The following is a 21,029-nucleotide window of genomic DNA, read 5'->3' on the forward strand; positions in this document are numbered from 1 at the left end:
ACAATCGTCGGGGAATGGCGCTTGGCGCCGGTCCTTGTCTTCGCGTCGTTTCTCGGATGGCCCGCATGGATAGTCTCGAATGGCTCGTACCCTGGGAGTTCTCTCCCACGCTGGTGGCTTCCTTCCTGGTTGCCATCGCGCTGTTCGTACGCGGCCAGCGGGTGCACCACGTCACGGTTGCGCGCCGCATCCTGTTCTGGACGGGGATGGTGCTGCTGTACCTGTCCCTGCATACCCGGCTCGACTACTACGCCGAGCGCATGTTCTTCATCCATCGCATCCAGCATCTGGTCCTGCACCATCTCGGGCCGTTGCTTGTGATGGCCGCCTTTCCCGGCCAGGTGATGCGCGCGGGCCTGCCGATGGCCTGGCGCATCCGGCTGCGCGATTTCCTGCGCGGCGGCGCGGGCCGCGCCACGGTGGCCGTGCTGACCCACAAGGTCTTCGTGCCGGCGCTCTTCGTCTTTCTGGTGCTGGTCTGGCTGATCCCGTCGGTGCAGTTCTATTCGATGCTCGACTGGCGCCTGTACCGGCTCATGAACTGGTCGGTCGTGATCAGCGGCTTCATGTACTGGAACCTGATCCTGGACCGCCGTCCCGCGCCGCCCGCGGCCATGTCGCCGGGCGGCCGCGTGATCTCGCCGGTGGCGACGATGCTGCCGCAGATGGTGGCCGGCGCCGTCATTGCCTTCACCGAAAGCGACATCTATCCGCTCTTCGAGTTGTGCGGCCGGGCCATCGCCATGTCGGCCCAGACCGACCAGACCATCGGCGGGCTGACCATGTGGATACCCGCCGCGCTGGTGGAGGTGATCGGCCTGATGGTGGCCCTGGGCACCTTGATGCGCCTGTCGGCAAAGGGACGTCTGCGCAAGGCGGACCGCGATGCGCGCGCGCGCGCCAAGTCGGGCGCGGCGCTTTCGTCCTGAATCCGGCGGCAGACGCGGCGCAGATTTAGCCCGTCCCCGCCGGATCGCGCCGGTTACTCCGGCTGCAGCCCGTGATACTTCTTGCCCAGCGCCACGGTGGCCTGGAACATCCCGGCCTTGTTGCCGCAGTCGTAGCGCACGCCTTCGAAACGGTGCGCGTAGACCTCGCGCTCGCGCATCAGCGAGGCGATGCCGTCGGTCAGCTGGATTTCGTTGCCCGCGCCCATCTTGGTCGAACGCAGGTGGTCGAAGATCGCGGCTTCCAGCACATAGCGGCCCACGACGGCCAGCGTTGACGGCGCGGCCTCGGGCTCGGGTTTTTCCACGATGTGCGTGACGCGTTCGGTGCGTCCATCCTGGGCTGTCTCGCCGCGATGGGTCGCCACGATCCCGTACTTGCGGGTGTCGGCGCGCGGCACGTCCTGCACGCCCAGGACGCTGGCATTGCGCGCCACGGCCACGTCCACCAGTTGCTTCATGGCGGGCACATCCGCGTCGATCAGGTCGTCGGCCAGCAGCACCGCAAAGGGCTCGTCGCCCACCGCGGGCGCGGCCGACAGCACGGCGTGGCCCAGGCCCAGCGGCGCCGATTGGCGGATATAGAGGCAATTGACGTGCGCGGGTAGAATGCCCCGCACCATCGCCAGCAGCTCATGCTTGCCCTTGCTTTCCAGGTCGGATTCCAGCTCGGGCGCGGAATCGAAATGGTCTTCGATGGCCCGCTTGTTGCGGCCGGTCACGAAAATCAGATCGGTAATCCCGGCGGCCACGGCTTCTTCCACCGCGTACTGTATGAGGGGCTTGTCGACCACGGGCAGCATTTCCTTGGGCATCGCCTTGGTGGCGGGCAGGAAGCGCGTGCCCATGCCGGCGACAGGGAAAACGGCTTTACGGACGGGACGCATTGACACCTCGTTGAGGATTCGATGAAACATTTTAAGCTCATCGCTATCATAGGCTTATGAACCGCAGGAAAATGCCATCCATTTGCTCGATTGCGAAACGGGGCGCGATCGCGAGCCTTTGCGCGGCCCTCGCCATGCCCGCCGCGCCGATCGTGGCGTGGGCGCAGCCGGTCGGGCTGCCCTCCATGGGCGCCGCGTCGTCGGCCGACCTGTCCCCCATGCTGGAACGCAGCCTGGGCGAAGCCATCATGTCCCAGGGGCGGCGCGACCCCACCTATGTGGACGATTCCGAGCTCAGCCAGTACCTCACCACCATGGGCCGCAAGCTGGCGGCATTCGCCCCGGGCGGTGTGCCCGATGTCGAAATGTTCGGCGTGCGGGATCCCGAGATCAATGCGTTCGCCATGCCGGGCGGCTTCATCGGCGTGAACACCGGCCTGATCGTGTCGTCGGCCAGCGAGTCCGAGCTGGCGGCGGTGCTGGCCCACGAAATCGGCCACGTCGTGCAGCGGCACATCGCGCGCGGCATGACGCAGCAGAACCAGAACGGCATGCTGATGCTGGCCAGCCTGGCGGGCGCGTTGCTTGCGGCGCTGGCGGGCGGGGGCGGCAATCTTTCCATGGGCGTGGCCGCGTTCGGCCAGGCCGCGGCCATCAACCGCCAGCTCGGCTTTTCGCGCGACGCGGAGCGCGAGGCCGATCGCGCCGGCCTGCAAATGCTGACCAAGGCGGGCTATGACGCCGATGGCATGAGCCAGATGTTCGCCCGCCTGATGAACGCGTCGCGCCTGAACGAAGGCGCGGGCGGCGGCTCCTGGGCCAGCACCCATCCGCTGTCGATCGAACGCATGTCCGATGTGCAGAACCGGGCGCGCGCGCTGCCGACGTCGCGCCATCTGGATAGCGACGACTTCTGGTACATCCGCGCCAAGATGCGCGTGGTGCAGGGCCGCGACGCCGTCAGCCTGCGCACGGCGGGCCAGCAGCTGCAGGACGAGGCCCAGGCCCTGTCGGGCGTGCGGCAGTCCGCCGCCTACTACGGGCTGGCGCTGCAGAACTATCAGCGCAACAACCTGGCCGAAGCCGACCGCTATTGGAAACTGGCGTCGGCCAATGGCCGCAGCTCGCCCCAACTGGACAAGCTGGCCGTCGACATCGCGCTCGCGCGCAAGGATTATCCGCAGGCGCTGTCGCTTGCCCAGGCGGGCACCAAGCGCTATCCCGACCATCGCGCGCTGGGCATCGCCTATGCCCAGGCGCTGCAAGGCAACGGCCGTCATGCCGAAGCCCAGGATTATCTGCGGGCCAGGATCAAGCAGTGGGGCAGCGACGAACCCAGCCTCTACCAGATGCTGGCGCAAAGCGAAGAGCGCAACGGCAGGCCGGTGCAGGCGCGCCGCGACCTGGCGCGCTACTACGTCATGACGGGCGCTTACGCGGCCGCCGAGTCGCAGCTCCAACAGGCGCGGGGCTTGTCCAAGGATTTCTACGAGCAGTCGCAGATCGACGTGCAGATCAAGGAAGTCAAGGACAAGCTGGCCGAAGAGCGCCAGTTGCTCGAGCGGTTCAAGTCCGGCTGAGCGGCCTCAGAGGCCGGTTTCGAAGAATCGGCCCAGCCGCTGGGGCAGCCAGTTCAGGTGGCCCGGAAAGGCGCCGGTGGGAAAGCCCGCGTGTCCGCCATCCGAAGGCTGGTGCAGCAGGATGCCGGGGGCGCAATCTTCGGGCTTGGGCAGCGATGCGGACGGGATGAAGGGATCGTTGCGCGCGTTGAGCACCAGCGTCGGCACGGAAATCTTGGGCAGCCACGGCTTGCTGGACGCTCGCGTCCAGTAATCCAGGGCATTTCGAAAGCCATGCATCGGCGCGGTATAGGTGTCGTCGAATTCTCGCAGGTCGTGCGCATGCGCGATCCGCATGACGTCGATCGAGCCGGGAAAGCGATGCGCCTTTTCCAGCACCTTGTGCTTGAGCGTCTTCAGGAAGTGCGCGGTGTACACGCGCCGGTTGAAGAGCCCCGTGGACAGCGTCTTGCCGCAGGCGACCAGATCCAGCGGCGCCGACACGCCGGCGCAGGCCGTCAGCCAGGTGGTGTCCTCCTGGTGTTCTCCCAGGTACTTCAGCAGCGCATTGCCGCCCAGCGACACGCCCACGGCGTGCCAGCGCGCATGGGGAATGCGCTGGCGCACGGTCTGCAGCAGGAAACCGACCTCGGCCGAGTCGCCGGAGTAATAGGCCCGCGCCAGCCGGTTCGGCACGCCCGAGCAACCCCGGAAATGCGCGATCACGACGATCCAGCCGCGCGCCCGGAAATAATGCGCGATGGACTGCGCATAGCGGCTGGTGCTGCCGCCTTCCAGGCCGTGGAAGAGGATGAGGGCAGGGGTGTCGGGCGTCTGGGGCAGGGACGTCCAGTCGGCGTCCGTCATCCAGCGCGCGGCGGCCGTCTTGCCGTTGGCGACCGGCCGCTGCCCGCTCACCGGCGCGCCGTCGGCGGCCTTGTGCGGAAACAGCCCCGGGCCGGTCCAGTCGAAATCCACGAAATCCGTGTCGGGCGTGTCGACCCGGTCGCGCACGAACGCGATGCGGTGATACTGCGCGAACAAGGCGGCGTACACCGTCTGGCTGTCGCCCCCTGGCAACCAGGGAGGGACGGGGCAGGGCGTTGTATCAAGACGAGCAGCGGCCAACTGGGAATCCACCCGGATCAATGAAGCATGTCGGGCACGTCGTGCAGGTCGAGCACCCCGGCTTCCGTGGGCGCCGGCGAGGCATGGTGCATGACCATGCGCCAGCCGGTGGGGCCCTTGTGGTAGATGTTGGTGGCGTAGCAGTTGGCGAACTGCGTGCCTTCACGCGTGCGCACCGCCACCTGTTCGACCAGCACATGGACCGCGCACATCATGCTGAGCATGACGAGCGGGCGCAGCGGCCGGACATGCAGCGGACCGTTGGACAGCACCTGTTGCCAGGACTCGTGCACCGCGGAGTGGCCGACGATGCGCAGGCCGCCCGGATGGATGCAAACGACTTCCTCGTCGTCGGCCCAGACCTGCATCAGGCGGACAGCGTCCGCCTGCTCTAGGGCTTCGTAGAACGCGTGTTCTGCTTCTTCGGGCGTGGCAAACATGGCTGCTGAAACGGATAAGCGTGTTATGGGGCAGTGGGCTCAGTGCCCGTGGCCGTGCAGCACGGTGCCGGCCTTCAGACGGTACTCGGCGCCACAGTAGGCGCAACGGGCCGACCCGGTGCGGGCCACATCCAGGAAGACGCGGGGATGCATGCTCCAGAGCGGGGCCTTGGGGCCTGGACAGAACACGGGCAGGTCTTCGGCGCCGACCTCGATGACTTCGTGAGCGCGGGAGACGGCGGCCGGGGCAGCAGCGGTCATGGATATTCCTGAAAAAAGAACCGATATACGGCAGGTTGAAACAATGATGCGGTCTTGCTTCGCAGAACCGCGCGAATCAGACGGATCAGACTTTACTTAGCCAGTGATGGTACTTCGGGTTGCGGCCATTCACCACGTCAAAAAACGCGTTCTGCAAGCGTTCGGTGACCGGGCCGCGCCGGCCCGAGCCGATCTGGCGGTTGTCGACCTCGCGGATGGGCGTGACTTCGGCGGCCGTGCCGGTGAAGAATGCCTCGTCGGCGATATAGACGTCGTCGCGCGTCAGCCGCCGCGTCACCACGGGCAGGCCGAGGTCGGCCGCCAGGGCGTGGATGGTGGAGCGCGTGATGCCCGTCAGCGCGGAGGCGATCTCGGGCTCGCAGAGCACGCCGTCCTTGACGAGGAACAGGTTTTCTCCCGAACCCTCGGCCACGAAGCCGTCGGTATCCAGGAGCAGCGCCTCGTCGTAGCCGTCCTGCAGGGCCTCGGTGTTGGCCAGGATGGAATTGGCGTACGTGGTGGCGACCTTGGCGCGCGGCATCGTGACGTTCACGTGCTGGCGGGCGAATGACGACACCTTGACGCGGATGCCGTTGGCCAGGGCATCTTCGCCCAGGTAGGCGCCCCAGGGCCAGGCGGCGATGGCGACGTGCACCCGGGCGCCCTTGGGCGACACGCCCATTTTTTCGGGACCGTAGAACACCAGCGGGCGTATGTAGCCGGCTTCAAGCTGGTTCTCGCGCACGACCGTCCGCTGGGCTTCGTTGATCGTGTCGCGATCGAACGGCATGGGGATCTGGTAGATATGCGCCGAATTGAAGAGGCGCCGGGTGTGGTCTTCGAGGCGGAAGATCGCGGTGCCCAGGGTGGAGCGGTAGGCGCGCACGCCCTCGAAGACGGACAGCCCGTAGTGCAGGGAATGCGTCAGGACATGCGTCGTGGCGTCTCGCCATGGAACGAGCTTGCCGTCATACCAGATGAAACCATCGCGGTCAGCCATCGACATGGTCTTCTCCACACAGTGCGCGCCAGACCTGCCGCCGCGCGCCAGGCCCCAAGGGGTCAAGAATCTTGAGGCCGCTATTGTATCAAGCAGCGAGGTTACAATACGGGCCTATTCGCGCACCGGAGTGGGGCGGTCCGCCCCGCGCATGCTGATTCTGGTGGGCGAACGGGCTGCCGCGTGTTTCTTCCCATCGAGTTTTCATGTCGTCCTGTCTGAATCGCCAGGGGCCAGCCGTTGTCCTCTGAATCCGCGTTGCCTGAATCCGAAAACCCAGGCCAGGTCCGCCAGGAACGCCTGACCGCCTTTCGCGCGGGCGTCCATGCCATCGTGCCCGCCCTGATCGCCACCGCGACCTGGGGATTGGTCACCGGCGTGGCCATGGTCAAGTCCGGGCTCACCGAATCCATGGCGCTCGCCATGACCCTGCTGCTGTACGCGGGATCGGCCCAACTCACCTCGCTGCCCCTGATCGCCGCCGGCGCGCCCCTGTGGCTGGTCTTCGCGGCCGGCTGCGTCGTGAACCTGCGATTCATCATCTTCGGCGCGGCGCTGCAGCCCTACTTCCGCCATCTGTCCTGGCCCAAGCGCCTGGGGCTGGGCTATTTCACGACCGACATGGGCTTCGTCCTGTTCATGCCGCGCTTTGGCGATTCCGCCGAGCGCGGCACCCGCGAGCAGCTTTGGTTCTTCATGGGCACGATCGTGCCGGGCTGGCTGGTGTGGCAGTCGTCGTCGATCGTCGGCATTTACCTGGGCGCCATGGTGCCCACCAACTGGTCGCTGGATTTTGCCGCGGTGCTGGCGCTGCTGGCCATCACGGTGCCGCTTGCCAGTTCCAAGCCCATGCTCGTGTCCATGCTGGCGGCAGGCGTCGTGGCATGGGTCGGGCAGGCGCTGCCCTTGCGCCTGGGCCTGGCGGCGGCGGTCATCGCCGGCGTCGTGGCCGGCATCTGGGCCGAACGTTTCTTCAAGGCGCGCCCATGACGCTCTGGCCCTCTGAAATCTACGTCTATTCCGCCATCCTGCTGCTCGCCCTGTGCAGCGTGCTCACGCGGGCGGGCTTCATGCTGTTCGGCGACTACATTCCGTTGCCCGACAACGTGCGCCGCGCCTTGCGCTATGCGCCCGCCGCGGCGCTGACCGCCATCGTGGTGCCCGATCTCCTACCCTGGAAGGCAGGCCTGGGTCCAGTCTTCGATTACAAGCTGGTCGCCGGCCTGGTCGCCATATTGGTGTTTCTGCGCACGCGCAGCGCCGTCTTGGTGATCGTCGTTGGCATGCTGGTGCTCTGGGGCCTGCGCTGGCTGGCCGGCTGATGGCCAGGAAGTATCTGGCAATGTGTCCATCAGGTGGACGTTGCGGCGGCTTTTTTCGCCTCGCCAGCCCCTGCGAAGGGCGGTCGACGGGGGCCGGCCCAGGACCTTTTGCGCGTGTGTTAAGGCGGCTGCGCTAAAATTCATCAATCCACAGCAATCCGGGCCTGGTACTGCCCACATAAGTATCGAATCCAAAATGCGCCTCTTGGCCTGCAAGGCAAGGTGCGGATTGCCCGCGTAGCGTGCTGGCGACCCGCGGCGATTTGCGTGCCGTCGCAATGCGATCGCGCGTTTCGGGTTGCCCCGATGCATATGTAGAGCAGTGCATGTAGCACTCTCGTTTTGTTCTTTTTCACTGGTCCCGGTATCTGCCTAACCCTGATGACTGAATCCAATCAAACCGTAGCACCCACTGCTGACGCTGACGCGCCCGCGCCGACGTTCGACGATTTCGGGCTGCACCCCCTGTTGCTGCAGTCCATCGCCGAAACCGGCTACACCATCCCGACGCCCATCCAGGCGCAGGCCATTCCCGTCGTGGTGGCGGGTCGTGACGTCATGGGCGCCGCCCAGACCGGCACCGGCAAGACGGCGGCGTTCACGGTGCCCATCCTGCACCGCCTCATGCCGCTGGCCAACACCAGCGCATCGCCCGCACGGCATCCGGTCCGCGCGCTGATCCTCGCGCCCACGCGCGAACTCGCGGATCAGGTCTACGAAAGCGTCAAGCGCTACAGCAAGCAGACGCCGCTGCGTTCGGCCGTCGTGTTCGGCGGCGTGGACATCGGCCCGCAGAAAGAGGCGCTGCGCCGCGGCTGCGAAGTGCTGGTCGCCACGCCGGGCCGCCTGCTTGACCACGTCGAGCAAAAGAACGTGAACCTCAGCCAGGTCGGCATCCTGGTGCTGGACGAAGCGGACCGCATGCTCGACATGGGGTTCCTGCCCGATCTCGATCGCATCGTCCGCCTGCTGCCGGCACAGCGCCAGGGCCTGCTGTTCTCGGCCACCTTCAGCAACGAAATCCGCAAGCTGGGCCGCTCGTACCTGAACCACCCCGTCGAAATCGAAGTCGCCGCGCGCAATGCGACCGCGACGACGATCACGCAGATCGCCTACAAGATGACCAGCGACGCCAAGCGCGCCGCCGTCGTCCACCTGGTGAAGTCGCGCGGGCTCAAGCAGGTCATCGTTTTCTCGAACACCAAGATCGGCACCGCGCGCCTGGCGCGCGACCTGGAGCGCGACGGCGTCAAGGCCGAATCGATCCACGGCGACAAGACCCAGGCCGACCGCATGAAGGCGCTCGAAGCCTTCAAGGCCGGCGAACTGGAAGTGCTGGTCGCGACCGACGTGGCCGCGCGCGGCCTGGACGTCGCCGGCGTGCCCTGCGTCATCAACTACGACCTGCCGTACAACGCCGAAGACTACGTGCACCGCATTGGCCGCACCGGCCGCGCGGGCGCGTCGGGCGAAGCCATCGCCCTGTTCACCGCTGACGAAGAGCGCTTCTTGCTCGACATCGAAAAGCTCATCAAGCGCGAGGTGCCGCGCGGCACGCTCGACGTGCCGGCGGACCTGATCGCGCGCAGCCATCGCCGCAGCGACGGCCCGTCGCATTCGCGCGAAGGCCGTGAATCAGGCCGCGATTCCGGCCGCGAAGGCCGGGGCGATCGCGGCCGCTCGTCCGACCGCCGTTCCAGTCATCATTCGGGCGGCTCGCGCCAGCCGGTCGACGACTTTTTCTTCAAGCCGTACGAGCCCTCCACGCCGTCCGACCGCGCCGAAGAACAGGAATCGCGCAGCAGCGCCTCGCCGGCGACGACGCCCAAGCGCCAGCTCGCCGTCCTGCTCGGCGGCAGCCGCAAGCCCTGATCGCGTCCGGCGTCGACGCAAAAAAACCCGCAAGGCCGATTGGCGTTGCGGGTTTTTTTTCGCCTGCGGGACGGCGCAATCTCAGGCGGCGAGCATCCGCGGCAAGTCGGGCAGGGCGGTCTTCACCGGGGCGCTGTCCGCGTTCAGGCTTGCCAGCAGGCGCTCCAGGTGGCCGATGTGCGGCAGCATGGGACCGTAGAACACCACGCGATTGCCGATCTGCACCAGCAGCGTGGGGAAGTTTTCGATGTCTTCGTCGCCCAGCAGCTCGGCGTGGTCTTCGATGTCGATCCAGGCGAAGACGTGCTGCGGCAATGCCGCAGCCAGGGACTCGAGCTTGGGCTTGTACTCTTCGCAGGTGTCGCACCAGGCCGCGCAGAAGCAGGCGATGAACCAGGCGTCGGAGGTGGCGCCCAGCCGCGCGCGCAGGGCGTCAAGGTCGGTACCGGGGGTAAGCAGGGGCATGTGAGCAGATCGGGACGTGTTTGACTATCATACCCGGGTTGTCCACCCCTCATTCCGACTGCCATGACCGCCTTGCGCACAGATCCTCCCACTCCTGGAAACGGCCGCTTGTCCGGCGCGGGGGCGGGCACCGCAGGCGTGGGGCAGGCGTTCAAGCGCGCCTTGGTATCGCAATGCCACCCGACGATGCTGTTCGCGGTGTTGCTGCCCTTCCTGATCGCGCTGATCGGCGCCTTCCTGCTGCTGTGGCTGTTCTGGACGCCCCTGACCGAATGGCTGCGCGCCGAGGTGTCGCACTGGGAGTTCGTCAACCGCGTCGACGAATGGCTGGTCGCGGTGGGCCTGTTCTCGCTCAAGATCTACCTGATTCCCGTGATCGCCGCAGCCATCCTGCTGCCGGTATCCGGGATTCTCGGGCTGGCGATCGCCGCGGTCTTCGTCATGCCGCTGGTGCTGCGCCATGTGGGCCAGCGCGAGTACGCGACCGTGGGCCGACGCGGCAAGTTTTCCACGGCGGTCAGCGTGTGGAATGCCGTCTGGGTCTCGGCGGCGTTCGCCGCCGGCTGGATTCTGACGCTGCCGCTGTGGCTGGTGCCGCCCATGGCCGTGGTGCTGTCGATCTTCTGGTGGGCGTTCGCGTTCTCGCGCATGATGCGGGTGGACGCCATCGTCGAACACGCCAGCCCGGATGAGCGCAAGCTGATCCTCGAACGAAACAATGGCGGCTTCTGGACCATCGGCCTGATCTGTTCCCTGCTGAACCTGCTGCCGCCCGCCTGGATTATCCTGCCGGTGTTTTCCGCGCTGGTATACGCGCATTACGGCCTGGAAGCCCTCAAGCGCCTGCGCCAGGACCGCGTCATCGACGTCTGACCGGCGTCTTTTTTCTAACCTATGGAATCGGACATGGCTGCAGAATCCAACGCCCGCCGCATCGGCCTCATCATCGTCGGAGATGAAATCCTCTCGGGCCGGCGCCAGGACAAGCATTTTTCCAAGATCGTCGAGATGCTGAGCGCGCGGGGCATGCACCTGAGCTGGGCCGAATTCCTCCCGGACGAGCGCGACCGCCTGGTGGACGCCTACAAGCGCAGCTTCGCCAGCGGCGACGTGGTGTTTTCCTGCGGCGGCATCGGCGGCACGCCGGATGACCATACCCGCCAGGCCGCGGCGGCCGCGCTGGGCCTGCCGCTGGCGCTGCACCCGGAGGCCGAGGCGGCCATCGCGCTGCGCACCCAGGAAATGGCCGCCAAGGGGCAGGGCACCGCCGACATGAGCGCGCCCGAAAACCAGCAGCGGCTGCAGATGGGCATGTTTCCCGCAGGCTGCGAGATCGTCCCCAATCCGTACAACCGGATCCCCGGCTTTTTCATCAAGGACCATACCTTCGTGCCGGGCTTTCCCGTGATGGCCTGGCCAATGCTGGAATGGACGCTGGATACGCGCTATCGTGCGCTGCAACATGTGCGTGCCCACGTCGAGCATTCGTTCCTGGTTTTCAGCATGCCTGAATCGCGCATCACCCCGTCGATGGTCAGCGTCGAAAGCCGTTGGTCCGGCGTACGGGCCTTCAGCCTGCCCAGCGTCGGCGAGGCCGGCGGCATGCCTCACATCGAGCTCGGCGTTAAGGGCGAACCCGAGGCGGCGGCCGAGGCGCTCGAGTTCCTGCGCGCCGAAGTGCTGCGCCTGGGTGGCAAGCTGGCCCCGCCCGCGGCGGCCTGAGCCGCGTTTTTGCAAGACACCGCCGGTTGCGCCTTTTAATCAAATTCTGATTGCCAAACGCCGCGCTAAATTTCACAATACGGGAAAGAACTGTTTGCTGCAATGCCGCAACGTGCACCCTGGGCGCTGCGGCGCCAGCCCAAATTTTCCATGACCCGCCTTCCTACTCCCCGTAATCCGCTGGACGCCGAGACCGAAGGCGCTTCCGCGCATCCCATCGCCATCCAGGTCATCGAACGCGCGATGCGCCTGCTCGACGCCCTGGCCGCGCAGCCTGATCCGGTCACGCTCAAGGAACTCTCCGCGACCACCGGCCTGCATGCGTCGACGGCCCACCGCATCTTGAATGACCTGGTGGTGGGGCGCTATGTCGAACGGGTCGACAACGGCCTGTACCAGCTTGGCATGCGTCTGCTGGAACTGGGTTCGCTGGTCAAGGGGCGGCTCAATGTGCGCGAAGCCGCCATTCCCGCCATGCGTTCGCTCCACAAGCTCACGGGGCAGACCATCAATCTTTCGGTCCAGCAGGGCGACGAGATCGTCTACATCGACCGCGCCTGGAGCGAACGCTCGGGCATGCAGGTGGTGCGCGCCATCGGCGGGCGGGCGCCGCTGCACCTCACCTCCACGGGCAAGTTGTTCCTGTCCACCGGCGACACCCGCCAGGTGCGCGCCTACGCGCTGCGCACGGGCCTTGCCGGCCATACGCGCAACAGCCTGACCGACCTGGACAAGCTCGAACGCGAACTGGCCCTGGTGCGGCGTCATGGCTACGCCCGCGACAATGAAGAGCTTGAACTCGGCGTGCGCTGTATCGCGGCCGGCATCTTCGACGATACGGGCAAGTTGGTGGCGGGCCTTTCCATCTCGGCTCCCGCCGAACGCCTGCAGGATGACTGGATCAAGGCCCTGGTCGACACGGCCGCCAGCATTTCCGAGGCCCTCGGCTACGAGCCCTCGGTCTCCACCGGGTTCAACGGCCTGGGCATGGCGGCCGAAGCCATGCGGACGTAGTCCACGGCAAGCCCAAAAAGACGAAGCCCCCGCAAGGGGGCTTCTGTTTTGGGGCGATCGTCGCAACAGGCCGCCCGCGTGGCGGACGGCCTCGCGGCCGCGCTTATTGCTTTTCGATGCCGGCCTTCTTGAAGAGCTCGGCCCACTGCGGAACCTGCTGCTTGACCTTGGCTTCCAGCGACTGCGGATTGGCTTCGGACGTCAGCACGGTGGCGCCCAGCTGCTTCATGCGATCCTGGAACTTGGGATCGGCCAGGCCGGCTTGCAGGCTCTTGACGAGCTTGTCCACGACGGGCTGCGGCGTGCCCTTCGGCACCCACATGCCATGCCAGATACCGACTTCAAAGCCCTTGTAGCCGGACTCGTCCATGGTCGGCAGGTTGGGCAGGGTGGGAACGCGCTTCAGGCTGGTCACGGCGTAGGCCTTCACCTTGCCGGCTTCGATCTGCTGCGTCGTGTTGGTGGTCTGGTCGCACATCAGGTCCACCTGCTTGCCCAGCAGGTCGTTCATGGCGGGCGCCGTGCCCTTGTACGGGATCGTCAGCAGTTGCACGCCCAGGGCTTCGACCAGCATGGTGCCGCACAGGTGGCTGGCGGCGCCGATGCCGGCGTTGGCGAGGGAAACCTTGTCCTTGTTCTTTTTGAGGTAATCCGCCAGCTCGCCGATGTTGTTGGGCGGAAAATCGGAGCGTGCGACGATGGTCATCGGCACGTCCACCACGAGGCCGATCGGCTGGAAGCTGGTGTAGGGGTCGTACCCCGGATTCTTGTAGAGCGAGGGCGCGGTGGAGAAGCCCGCATGCATCAGAAGGATGGAATAGCCGTCCGGTTGCGAGCGCGCGACCTGGGTGGTGCCGATGGTGCCGCCGGCACCGCCTTTGTTTTCGACCACGACCGTTTGGCCCAGGCTGGCGCGCATGGCTTCCGCAAGGGAGCGGGCGACGTTGTCGGTCGGGCCGCCTGCCGCAAACGGCACCACCATGTTGATGGGGCGCTCCGGGAATTCCGCGTGTGCGGTGCCGGCCGCGAGCAGGGCGCCGGCCGCGAGCAGGGCCGAAAGCGTGCGGGGGATCAGGGTCATGAAGTCTCCGATTGCAGGTTTATGCTTGCTGCGATGTAGTTATCAACCGCTGACATGTCATTGGTATTTGTCTGTCATCAGCGTGAAAGCAGTGTAGAAAAGAATTGATACCGCGTCATGTCCGGTATTTCCCGAGTCATGGAAATTCGTTGAGCAGGATCAAGCGCGGCGGGCGGGCGCACCGGAAAAGTGCAAACAGTTGTTGCGCTGCACAAAAACCGCTTGACAAGTTTTTTGCTCGGCCTAGAATGGCAATTGTGCAGTGCATCAAACGGGCCGGCGGTAGCTTGTAGTACCAGTTTCCGCGCACGTTTATTTCGTCGCAGACAACCATCCTTACTCGCCGGACATCCTCCGGCTACCCTAAGAGGAGCATTCTATGAGCGCTATTCCGCAACAAGTCCTGGACCGTCAAAAGGCCAGCATCAACACCATCGTGGCCGCCCAGACGGCCGTGTTCGCCGGCTTCGAAAAGCTGGTCGAGCTGAACCTGAAGGTCGTCAAGGCCACGCTGGACGAAGTCGCCCAGAAGTCGCAGCAAGCGGCTGAAGTGAAGGATCCGCAGGAAGCCGCGGCGTTCGCCACGGGCCTGCTGCAACCGGGCGCCGAAAAGGCCCTGGCCTACACCAAGCACGTGTACGACATCGTCGCCGGTGTGCAAGGCAGCCTGGTCAAGCTGACCGAAGAACAGATCGCCGAAAGCCAGCAGCAACTGAGCGAAGCCGTCGACCAGTTCTCCAAGAACGCCCCGACCGGCTCCGAAAGCGCCGTGGCCCTGATCAAGTCCTCGCTGGCCACCGCGACCAGCGCCTACGATTCGATGACCAAGGCCGCCAAGCAGGCCGCCGAAGTCGCCGAGTCGAACCTGAATGCCGCCGCCAACGCGACCTTCAAGGCTGCAACGGATGCTGCCGATGCCGCCACCAAGGTTGCCAACCGCACCCGCCGCAGCGCCTAAGTATTTGGCGCGCAGTGATGCGCAAATCGCAGTAATGTAGTACTGTTGAGTGACAGAGCAGAGCTGGAATTAGGGCCACCCACAGGGTGGCCCCTTTTTTTTGTCCAAGGCTTTTGCCTGAACTGCTGCCGGAGCCTTTGCCGGCGCTTGCGCCGGACGTTTCGCCGGTGCCCCTGCCGGTCAGCGGCGCGCCACGGCGCGCACGCACTCACCCACCAGCGCCGGCCCGCGATAGATCAGGCCCGTATAGAGCTGGACCGCGTCGGCGCCGGCGTCCATTTTTTCGCGCGCCTGGCGGCCCGACAGTACGCCGCCCACGCCGATGATGGCAAGGCTGCCTCCCAGCTTTTCCTTCAGGCGGCGAATGACCGCCAGCGAAAGCTCATGCACGGGCGCGCCGGACAGGCCGCCGGCCTCTTCCGCATGGGCCTGCCCCTGCACCGCATCGCGCGACAGCGTGGTGTTGGTGGCAATGACCGCGTCGATGCCGTGCCGCGGCAGGATTTCTGCGATGGCGTCGATCTGCTCGTGCGTCAGGTCGGGCGCGATCTTCACGGCCATGGGGACGCGGCGCTGGTGCCGGTCTTCCAGCGCGCGCCGCTTGTCGGCCAGTTGGCCCAGCAGCGCAGAGAGCTCGTCGCCGCTTTGCAGCGCGCGCAGGTTCTTGGTGTTGGGCGACGAGATGTTCACGGTGACGTAGTCGGCATGCGGATACACGCCTTCCAGGCCGATGAGGTAGTCGTCGGCCGCCCGCTCGATGGGTGTATCGGCGTTCTTGCCGATGTTCAGGCCCAGAATCCCGCCTTGCTGGCGCCATGAACTGCGCTGCACGTTGGCCAGGAAGGCGTCCAGGCCCTGGTTGTTGAAGCCCAGGCGATTGATCAGCGCATTGGCGCGCGGCAGGCGGAACATGCGGGGTTTCGGATTGCCGGGCTGCGCGCGCGGAGTGACCGTGCCGACTTCGATGAAGCCGAAGCCCAGGTTGCCCAGCGCGTCGATATAGGCGCCGTTCTTGTCCAGGCCGGCCGCCAGCCCGATCGGATTGGCCATCTGCATCCCCATCAGCGTGCAGGGCGCCTTGGGTTGCGCGTGCAGGAGCTTGCGCGTGGCGCCGCAGTCATAGGCGCGCTGCAGGCCGGACAAAGTGACGTCGTGGGCGGTTTCCGCGTCCATGGCAAACAGCGCCGGGCGGGCCAGGGGATAGGCGTGGAAGAGGATAGACATGGGGCGGAATTGTAGAGGGAATTGATCCGTCCCTGGCGGCCGCGGCATGGCTGCCGGGGAAATCAGGCGGGCGCGCGCTCCGCGTTGTCGCGCCATTCGCCGTCGACCAGGAACTGGGCCGGCCGGAAGGCGGACTTATAGGACATCTTGCGGCTTTCCGCGATCCAGTAGCCCAAGTAGAGCCACGGCAGGTTCAGCGCGCGGCATTGTTCGACCTGCCACAGGATGCTGTAGGTGCCCAGGCCGTCGGCGATATCGGGGTCATAGAACGTGTAGACCGAGGAAAGGCCGTCGTCCAGCACGTCGATGATGGAGACCATCACCAGCACGCCCTCGGGGTCGCGGAATTCCACCAGCCGGGTGTTGACGCGGCTGGTCAGCAGGAACTGGGCGTATTGCGTGCGGCTGTCTTCGTCCATGCCGCCGCCCGGATGGCGTCCCTGCTGGTAGCGCGTGTACAGCCGGTAGTGCTCGGGAGACCAGGCCAGCTCCGCCACAAACGACTGCAGGTGCTGATGGTTGCGCCACGCGCGGCGCTGGCTGCGATTGGGCGCAAAGCCCGCCGTATCCACGCGCACCGGAATGCACGCCTGGCAGTTGTCGCAATGGGGGCGGTAGGTAAAGAGACCGCTGCGGCGAAAGCCCTGTTCGACCAACTGGGAATACGTGCCCGCATTGATCAGATGGCCGGGCGCGGCGACCTGCGACCGGGCCTGCCGCCCTGGCAGATAGCTGCAGGGGTAGGGGGCGGTTGCATAGAACTGCAGCGTGGAGAAGGGAAGTTCTTTGAGCTGGCTCATTGGAAATCCCGCATGACGGCGGCAAGCCTGTGACGGGAATGGCTAATATTAACGCCTAACCCACCCTGCAATCCGCGTCCCCGGCTGCGTCCGGATGCAGCCGGCCCTGGCTGTCCAGCGTGCCGCGGGACCACGGGATGCCCGGTTGCGCCGTGGCGGTGCGCACGTGCCGCAGAAAACGTTCGCGCGGCAGCGGGCGGGCGCCCATGCTGGCCAGGTGGCGCGTCTGCTGCTGGCAATCGATCCATTCGACCCCCTGGGCATCCAGGTAGCGCACCAGGTAAGCCAGCGCCAGCTTGGACGCATTGGGCACGCGCGTGAACATGGATTCGCCGAAGAACATGCGTCCCAGGCTGATTCCATAGAGCCCGCCCGCCAGTTCGCCGTCGATCCAGGTTTCGATGCTGTGCACGACCCCCGCGGCATGCCAGTCCCGGTAGGCCTCCTGCATGGCCGTCGTGATCCAGGTGCCGGGCTGGCCATCGCGCGGCGCGGCGCAGGCGGCCATGACCCGCGCAAAGGCGGTGTCGACCCGCACCTGCACGCGCGGGGTGGCGTCGTGTTCCCGGGCGGCGATCTGCCGCAGCAGCTTGCGCAGCGAGTGGGACGGCGCGAAATCCTTGACGGCCAGCACCATCCGCGGATCCGGGCTCCACCACAGGAGGGGCTCGCCTTCCGAGTACCAGGGGAAGATGCCGTTGGAGTACGCCTGGGTCAGCCGGGCCGTGGACAGGTCCGCCCCGGCGGCCAGCAGGCCGTCCGGATCCGTCAGCGCGAATTCCGCAGGAGGGAACGGGGTATCGGCGGCAAGCCAGGGCAGTTTCAACGGTGCGATTCTAGGGTGTAGTGGTGAGGACCGAAGGTGCCGCGCTTGCGGTCCTCGAAAAAGAGGCGCAGGGTGCTCGCGACGGTGCGAAAGGCCAGGTCGTCCCAGGGAATGTCGGCCTCGTCGTAGTAGCGGGCCTCCAGGCTTTCGGGCCCGGGATCCAGCTCCGGACCCAACGCCTGCGCCAGGTAGAACACATGCACCTGTTCAATCTGCGGCACGTCGATGATGGTGTAGATCTCTCCCAGCTGGATCTTTGCGCCGGATTCCTCCAGCGTTTCGCGCGCCGCGCCCTGTGCGGTGCTCTCGCCCAGCTCCATGAACCCCGCGGGCAGCGTCCAGGTGTTGTAGCGCGGCTCGATCGCGCGGCGGCAAAGCAGCACGCGGTTGTCCCAGACGGGCACGGTGCCGACCACCAGCCGGGGATTCTGGTAATGGATCGCACCGCAGTGATCGCAGATGTCGCGCTCGCGGTTGTCGCCTTCCGGCACCCGGCGGTTTACCGGCGAGCCGCATTGGCTGCAGAAATGGGAACGGCGCGGGGCGGGGAAGTATTCGAGGGGCGGTTTGGCGGTCATGGGTACGATTCTAACGGCTGCGGCGGGGCGTGGCGCGCCGGCCCGGTGGCGTGGCGGCGGGGCTGCCGAAGCGCGCTTCCAGGTGTTCGACGAAGGACCTCACTTTCGGCGACAGGAATCGCCGGTGCGGGTAGACGGCCACCATCGAGATGGGCGTGTGGGCATAGTCCGTCAGGAGCGCCGTGAGGCGTCCCGCGCGGATATCCTCGCCCACCAGGAATTCCGGCTGCAGGATGATGCCGTGGCCCGCCAGCGCCGCCGTGCGCAGCACGTCGCCGTTATTGGCCCGAAGCGCGGCATTCACGCGCACCAGGTGGGTTACGCCGTCCTTCTCGAAGTGCCATTCGTTGCCCGTGCTGGCGTAGGCATAGTGCAGGCAGCGGTGCTGCTTCAGGTCTTCGGGCACGCGGGGCGCGCCGTGCTGTTTCAGGTAGGACGGCGCGGCGCAGACCAGCAACTGCTGGGGCGCCAGGGGACGGGCCACGAGCGACGAATCCACCAGCGGCCCGATGCGCACGGCGACGTCGTAGCCGTCTTCCACCAGGTCGACCACGCGGTCGTTCAGGTCCAGGTCGATCACCACGTCGGGATAGCGCAGGAGGTACTCGGCAATGGCCGGGCCCAGGTGCAGGATGCCGAAAGACACGGGCGCGCTGATCCGCAGCCGGCCGCTGGGCCGCTGGCCCTCGGCCTGCAGCGACAGCTCCAGGTCGGCGACCTCGGCCAGGATGGGGCGCACGCGCTCGTAGAATGCCCGGCCCGCATCGGTCATGCTGAGCTTGCGCGTGGTGCGGTTGAGCAGCCGCACGCCGTACTTCTGTTCCAGGTAGGCGATCTGCCGGGTGACCACGGAACGCGCCTGGCCCATTTTGTCGGCCGCCGCCGCGAATGAGCCCAGTTCGACGACCTTGGCATAGGTCTGCATGGCAGTATGGGTATCCAAGATTGTTTCCTTTCGGGGAACAATAATTTGCAATTCTGCATGTTTATCTTTGTTTTTGGAATCGCAAGAATACGCCCCAGAAGAATTCTCCCGAACCGGGAGCTTCGCTTTTCCGCACAAGGATGACTGCAATGATCGATACCCGTACCGCGCCCTACGCCGCGCTGCTGCTGCGCGTGGCGCTTGGCGTGATGTTCCTGGCCCATGGCCTGACCAAGCTGCTCGTTTTCACGCTGCCCGGCACCGCGCAGTTCTTCGGGAAGATCGGCTTTGCCGGATGGCTGGCCTATCCCGTCACGTTCTTTGAAGTGGCCGCGGGCATCCTGTTGATCCTGGGCGTTGTGCCGCGCTGGGTGGCCGCTGTGGCGGTGATCCAGCTTTTCGTTGCCTCGACCGTCCACTTCGGCAATGGCTGGGGGTTCGGCAACCCGGGCGGTGGCTGGGAATACCCCATTTTCCTGACCGTGGCGGCGGCTGTGCTGGCGCTGCTGGGCGACGGCAAGTTCGCGCTGGTCAAAAGCGGCCGCCGCTGATCGCAAGGATCAGCCTGCCGGGCCGCAAGCGGCCCGGATGCGCCATCCCTGATCGGGACTTTCGCAGGCAGCCCTGACGCAGTCAGGCCGGATCGGCCTGCGGGCGCGGCTCAAAGCCCAGCCGTCCGGCAATATCCGCCTGCGCGATCGATTCCAGCGGCGCGGCCGCGTAGACATCGTCGTACACCGCAGGGACCGACTGGCCGGGCGCCATGGCCGCCAGGGCGTCCAGCAGCGGCGCCCCGTCTGCCATCCGCAGCTTGTCCAGCAGCGGTTGCAGATCGCGGTCCAGCACGATGCCTGCGCCCAGGGGCGTCGTCGCGTAGAGCCGGCCCTCATCATCAAGCCACCAGCCGCTGACCGATGCGACGCGCGCGTTCGTGTGCGTGACCAGTCCGCGGCCGTCGTCCGCAAGGCGCAGCACATAAGGCGCCGCGTCCAGCCGCACGTAGACCCGTTGCGGGCCGTTCTGGAAAAACCAGCGGCCCGAATCATCGTGGTCGTAATTGCGGCTGATGAAATCCAGGATCTGCGTGTTGGTGATCGGTTCGCCCGGCCCGCCTTCGTTTGCCAGGCCCTGCGGATGCAGGCGCCAGCGTCCGCGCGCATCGAGCGACAGCCAGCCGTACACCGCCGGCACGTTCGGCCAGCGGGCGAGGGCGTCTTTCACCGATTGGTCCATGGTCAGGGGCGAATGATGATCGGGGGCGGGTTGATGACGATGGCGGGCGCTGCCGGCATCACGGGCACCGCCACGGGCTGCGGCGCGTAACCATAAGCATAGTCGTCGCGGCACTTGCGCTTTTCGCTGTAGTCGCCGTTGCGCTTCCATTTGCGCTCGACCTTACAGGCGCCATCCCAGTACTTTTCCTTGTACTCCCCGCCTTTATGGCGGTGGTGATGATGGTGCCGGTCGCCCGCCTCGGCGGCAACCGGCGCCAATGCAATCAGCGCGGCGGCGGACAGGGTCAGGAAAGAGGCGCGATGGCTCGCGCGCGGCTGCGAAACCGAGATGTTATGCATGGACTCATCGTTCAAATGAAAACGGGGTCACCATAGCAATCATCCGGCTGACCGGGCGTAGTGATGGGTAACGAGATGCTGGGGGAGGGGGAAGAAAAGATGCTGGAGGCGCAAGCCGGAATCGAACCGACGTACACGGATTTGCAATCCGCTGCATAACCACTCTGCCATTGCGCCAGCACTTGCAAGAAAAAAGGAAGCGCGGTGTTGGCCGTTGCTTCCTCTTTGTATTTGGAGCGGGAGACGAGTCTCGAACTCGCGACCTCAACCTTGGCAAGGTTGCGCTCTACCAACTGAGCTACTCCCGCGATTTGCATGCATCGCGCGTTGCTGAAGGTCCGTTTGAATTTTCAGGATTCGGGCGGCTGTCCGATCAGCGAGGCGAGAGTATACATTAATTCCTTCATGTATCAAGCGGGTCTGCATGGGGGGCGGGTCTAGTCTTT

The 21,029-nt window shown here is 65.8% G+C and carries 24 protein-coding genes and 2 tRNA genes; 10 read left to right on the forward strand and 16 right to left on the reverse strand.

Translation table 11 applies throughout. The features are described 5' to 3' along the window. Positions 1-56: 56 nt before the first annotated feature. Complete coding sequence (locus tag BMW75_RS22515) at positions 57-929, forward strand: cytochrome c oxidase assembly protein (RefSeq protein WP_092581944.1); 873 nt, start codon at positions 57-59, stop codon at positions 927-929. 53 nt (positions 930-982) lie between these two features. Here BMW75_RS22515 and galU read toward each other — a convergent pair whose 3' ends face one another. After that, complete coding sequence (gene galU / locus BMW75_RS22520; RefSeq protein WP_092581975.1) at positions 983-1,834, reverse strand: UTP--glucose-1-phosphate uridylyltransferase GalU; 852 nt, start codon at positions 1,832-1,834, stop codon at positions 983-985. A 56-nt stretch (positions 1,835-1,890) separates the two neighbouring features. On the opposite strand from galU, the gene BMW75_RS22525 reads away from it, so the two are divergent. Continuing rightward, complete coding sequence (locus BMW75_RS22525) at positions 1,891-3,414, forward strand: M48 family metalloprotease (protein ID WP_092581945.1); 1,524 nt, start codon at positions 1,891-1,893, stop codon at positions 3,412-3,414. Positions 3,415-3,420: 6 nt separating this feature from the next. Here BMW75_RS22525 and BMW75_RS22530 read toward each other — a convergent pair whose 3' ends face one another. From BMW75_RS22530 to BMW75_RS22545, 4 genes are all read right to left on the reverse strand, one after another. Beyond that, positions 3,421-4,521, reverse strand: coding sequence for a YheT family hydrolase (locus tag BMW75_RS22530; RefSeq protein WP_092581946.1), 1,101 nt, complete (start codon positions 4,519-4,521; stop codon positions 3,421-3,423). A 17-nt stretch (positions 4,522-4,538) separates the two neighbouring features. Next, positions 4,539-4,961: a YybH family protein gene (locus BMW75_RS22535; protein ID WP_092581947.1), complete on the reverse strand. Its 423-nt coding sequence runs from the start codon at positions 4,959-4,961 to the stop codon at positions 4,539-4,541. Positions 4,962-5,000: 39 nt separating this feature from the next. Further along, entirely contained in the window at positions 5,001-5,222 is a 222-nt protein-coding gene (locus BMW75_RS22540) for a zinc-finger domain-containing protein (protein ID WP_076519057.1), read from the reverse strand. Positions 5,223-5,307: 85 nt separating this feature from the next. Beyond that, positions 5,308-6,228 carry a branched-chain amino acid transaminase gene (locus BMW75_RS22545; RefSeq protein WP_092581948.1) on the reverse strand — a complete coding sequence of 307 codons (921 nt, stop codon included), beginning with the start codon at positions 6,226-6,228 and terminating at the stop codon, positions 5,308-5,310. 234 nt (positions 6,229-6,462) lie between these two features. Here BMW75_RS22545 and BMW75_RS22550 point away from each other — a divergent pair, with 234 nt between their 5' ends. The 3 genes from BMW75_RS22550 (at position 6,463) to BMW75_RS22560 (ending at position 9,416) form a co-directional block, all read left to right on the forward strand. Continuing rightward, a complete protein-coding gene (locus tag BMW75_RS22550; protein ID WP_076519059.1) occupies positions 6,463-7,212 on the forward strand; it encodes an AzlC family ABC transporter permease in 750 nt (249 codons plus the stop codon). Then, positions 7,209-7,544: an AzlD domain-containing protein gene (locus BMW75_RS22555; protein ID WP_076519060.1), complete on the forward strand. Its 336-nt coding sequence runs from the start codon at positions 7,209-7,211 to the stop codon at positions 7,542-7,544. Before BMW75_RS22550 ends, BMW75_RS22555 begins: the two co-directional genes overlap by 4 nt. A gap of 381 nt (positions 7,545-7,925) precedes the next feature. After that, the gene (locus tag BMW75_RS22560; RefSeq protein WP_092581949.1) at positions 7,926-9,416 is read left to right on the forward strand and encodes a DEAD/DEAH box helicase; all 1,491 of its coding nucleotides are present in this window, start codon (positions 7,926-7,928) and stop codon (positions 9,414-9,416) included. A gap of 81 nt (positions 9,417-9,497) precedes the next feature. Here BMW75_RS22560 and BMW75_RS22565 read toward each other — a convergent pair whose 3' ends face one another. Then, positions 9,498-9,881 carry a thioredoxin family protein gene (locus BMW75_RS22565; protein ID WP_092581950.1) on the reverse strand — a complete coding sequence of 128 codons (384 nt, stop codon included), beginning with the start codon at positions 9,879-9,881 and terminating at the stop codon, positions 9,498-9,500. A 63-nt stretch (positions 9,882-9,944) separates the two neighbouring features. Between BMW75_RS22565 and BMW75_RS22570 the strand changes: the two genes are divergently transcribed. The 3 genes from BMW75_RS22570 (at position 9,945) to BMW75_RS22580 (ending at position 12,617) form a co-directional block, all read left to right on the forward strand. Beyond that, complete coding sequence (locus BMW75_RS22570; protein ID WP_254792102.1) at positions 9,945-10,754, forward strand: EI24 domain-containing protein; 810 nt, start codon at positions 9,945-9,947, stop codon at positions 10,752-10,754. A 33-nt stretch (positions 10,755-10,787) separates the two neighbouring features. Continuing rightward, on the forward strand, positions 10,788-11,603 hold the full coding sequence (locus BMW75_RS22575) for a competence/damage-inducible protein A (protein ID WP_092581951.1): 816 nt from the start codon (positions 10,788-10,790) through the stop codon (positions 11,601-11,603). A 150-nt stretch (positions 11,604-11,753) separates the two neighbouring features. Further along, a complete protein-coding gene (locus tag BMW75_RS22580) occupies positions 11,754-12,617 on the forward strand; it encodes an IclR family transcriptional regulator (RefSeq protein ID WP_092581978.1) in 864 nt (287 codons plus the stop codon). 103 nt (positions 12,618-12,720) lie between these two features. On the opposite strand, the gene BMW75_RS22585 is transcribed toward BMW75_RS22580, so the two are convergent. Next, complete coding sequence (locus tag BMW75_RS22585) at positions 12,721-13,698, reverse strand: tripartite tricarboxylate transporter substrate binding protein BugD (RefSeq protein WP_092581952.1); 978 nt, start codon at positions 13,696-13,698, stop codon at positions 12,721-12,723. A 379-nt stretch (positions 13,699-14,077) separates the two neighbouring features. On the opposite strand from BMW75_RS22585, the gene phaP reads away from it, so the two are divergent. After that, a complete protein-coding gene (phaP, locus tag BMW75_RS22590; protein WP_092581953.1) occupies positions 14,078-14,656 on the forward strand; it encodes a TIGR01841 family phasin in 579 nt (192 codons plus the stop codon). 180 nt (positions 14,657-14,836) lie between these two features. Here phaP and BMW75_RS22595 read toward each other — a convergent pair whose 3' ends face one another. The 5 genes from BMW75_RS22595 to BMW75_RS22615 all read right to left on the reverse strand — a co-directional run bounded on the left by BMW75_RS22595 (position 14,837) and on the right by BMW75_RS22615 (position 19,027). After that, positions 14,837-15,880, reverse strand: a complete 1,044-nt coding sequence (locus BMW75_RS22595; RefSeq protein ID WP_076519067.1) for a quinone-dependent dihydroorotate dehydrogenase — start codon at positions 15,878-15,880, stop codon at positions 14,837-14,839. Positions 15,881-15,942: 62 nt separating this feature from the next. Beyond that, positions 15,943-16,680 carry an arginyltransferase gene (locus BMW75_RS22600; protein WP_076519068.1) on the reverse strand — a complete coding sequence of 246 codons (738 nt, stop codon included), beginning with the start codon at positions 16,678-16,680 and terminating at the stop codon, positions 15,943-15,945. 55 nt (positions 16,681-16,735) lie between these two features. Next, a complete protein-coding gene (gene aat, locus BMW75_RS22605) occupies positions 16,736-17,506 on the reverse strand; it encodes a leucyl/phenylalanyl-tRNA--protein transferase (RefSeq protein ID WP_092581954.1) in 771 nt (256 codons plus the stop codon). After that, entirely contained in the window at positions 17,503-18,084 is a 582-nt protein-coding gene (locus BMW75_RS22610) for an NUDIX hydrolase (protein ID WP_076519070.1), read from the reverse strand. Before BMW75_RS22610 ends, aat begins: the two co-directional genes overlap by 4 nt. A 10-nt stretch (positions 18,085-18,094) precedes the next feature. Then, entirely contained in the window at positions 18,095-19,027 is a 933-nt protein-coding gene (locus BMW75_RS22615; RefSeq protein WP_076519071.1) for a LysR family transcriptional regulator, read from the reverse strand. A 131-nt stretch (positions 19,028-19,158) separates the two neighbouring features. Here BMW75_RS22615 and BMW75_RS22620 point away from each other — a divergent pair, with 131 nt between their 5' ends. Further along, a complete protein-coding gene (locus BMW75_RS22620) occupies positions 19,159-19,560 on the forward strand; it encodes a DoxX family protein (protein WP_076519072.1) in 402 nt (133 codons plus the stop codon). Positions 19,561-19,642: 82 nt separating this feature from the next. On the opposite strand, the gene BMW75_RS22625 is transcribed toward BMW75_RS22620, so the two are convergent. The 4 genes from BMW75_RS22625 to BMW75_RS22640 form a co-directional block, all read right to left on the reverse strand. Beyond that, positions 19,643-20,242 carry a DUF2946 family protein gene (locus BMW75_RS22625; protein WP_092581956.1) on the reverse strand — a complete coding sequence of 200 codons (600 nt, stop codon included), beginning with the start codon at positions 20,240-20,242 and terminating at the stop codon, positions 19,643-19,645. A gap of 2 nt (positions 20,243-20,244) precedes the next feature. After that, positions 20,245-20,583 carry a hypothetical protein gene (locus BMW75_RS22630; RefSeq protein ID WP_092581957.1) on the reverse strand — a complete coding sequence of 113 codons (339 nt, stop codon included), beginning with the start codon at positions 20,581-20,583 and terminating at the stop codon, positions 20,245-20,247. 103 nt (positions 20,584-20,686) lie between these two features. Next, a tRNA-Cys gene (locus tag BMW75_RS22635) sits at positions 20,687-20,760 on the reverse strand. A gap of 55 nt (positions 20,761-20,815) precedes the next feature. After that, a tRNA-Gly gene (locus BMW75_RS22640) sits at positions 20,816-20,891 on the reverse strand. Positions 20,892-21,029 lie beyond the last annotated feature (138 nt).

This window comes from Achromobacter sp. NFACC18-2 (assembly GCF_900108985.1).
Lineage (GTDB): Bacteria > Pseudomonadota > Gammaproteobacteria > Burkholderiales > Burkholderiaceae_B > Achromobacter.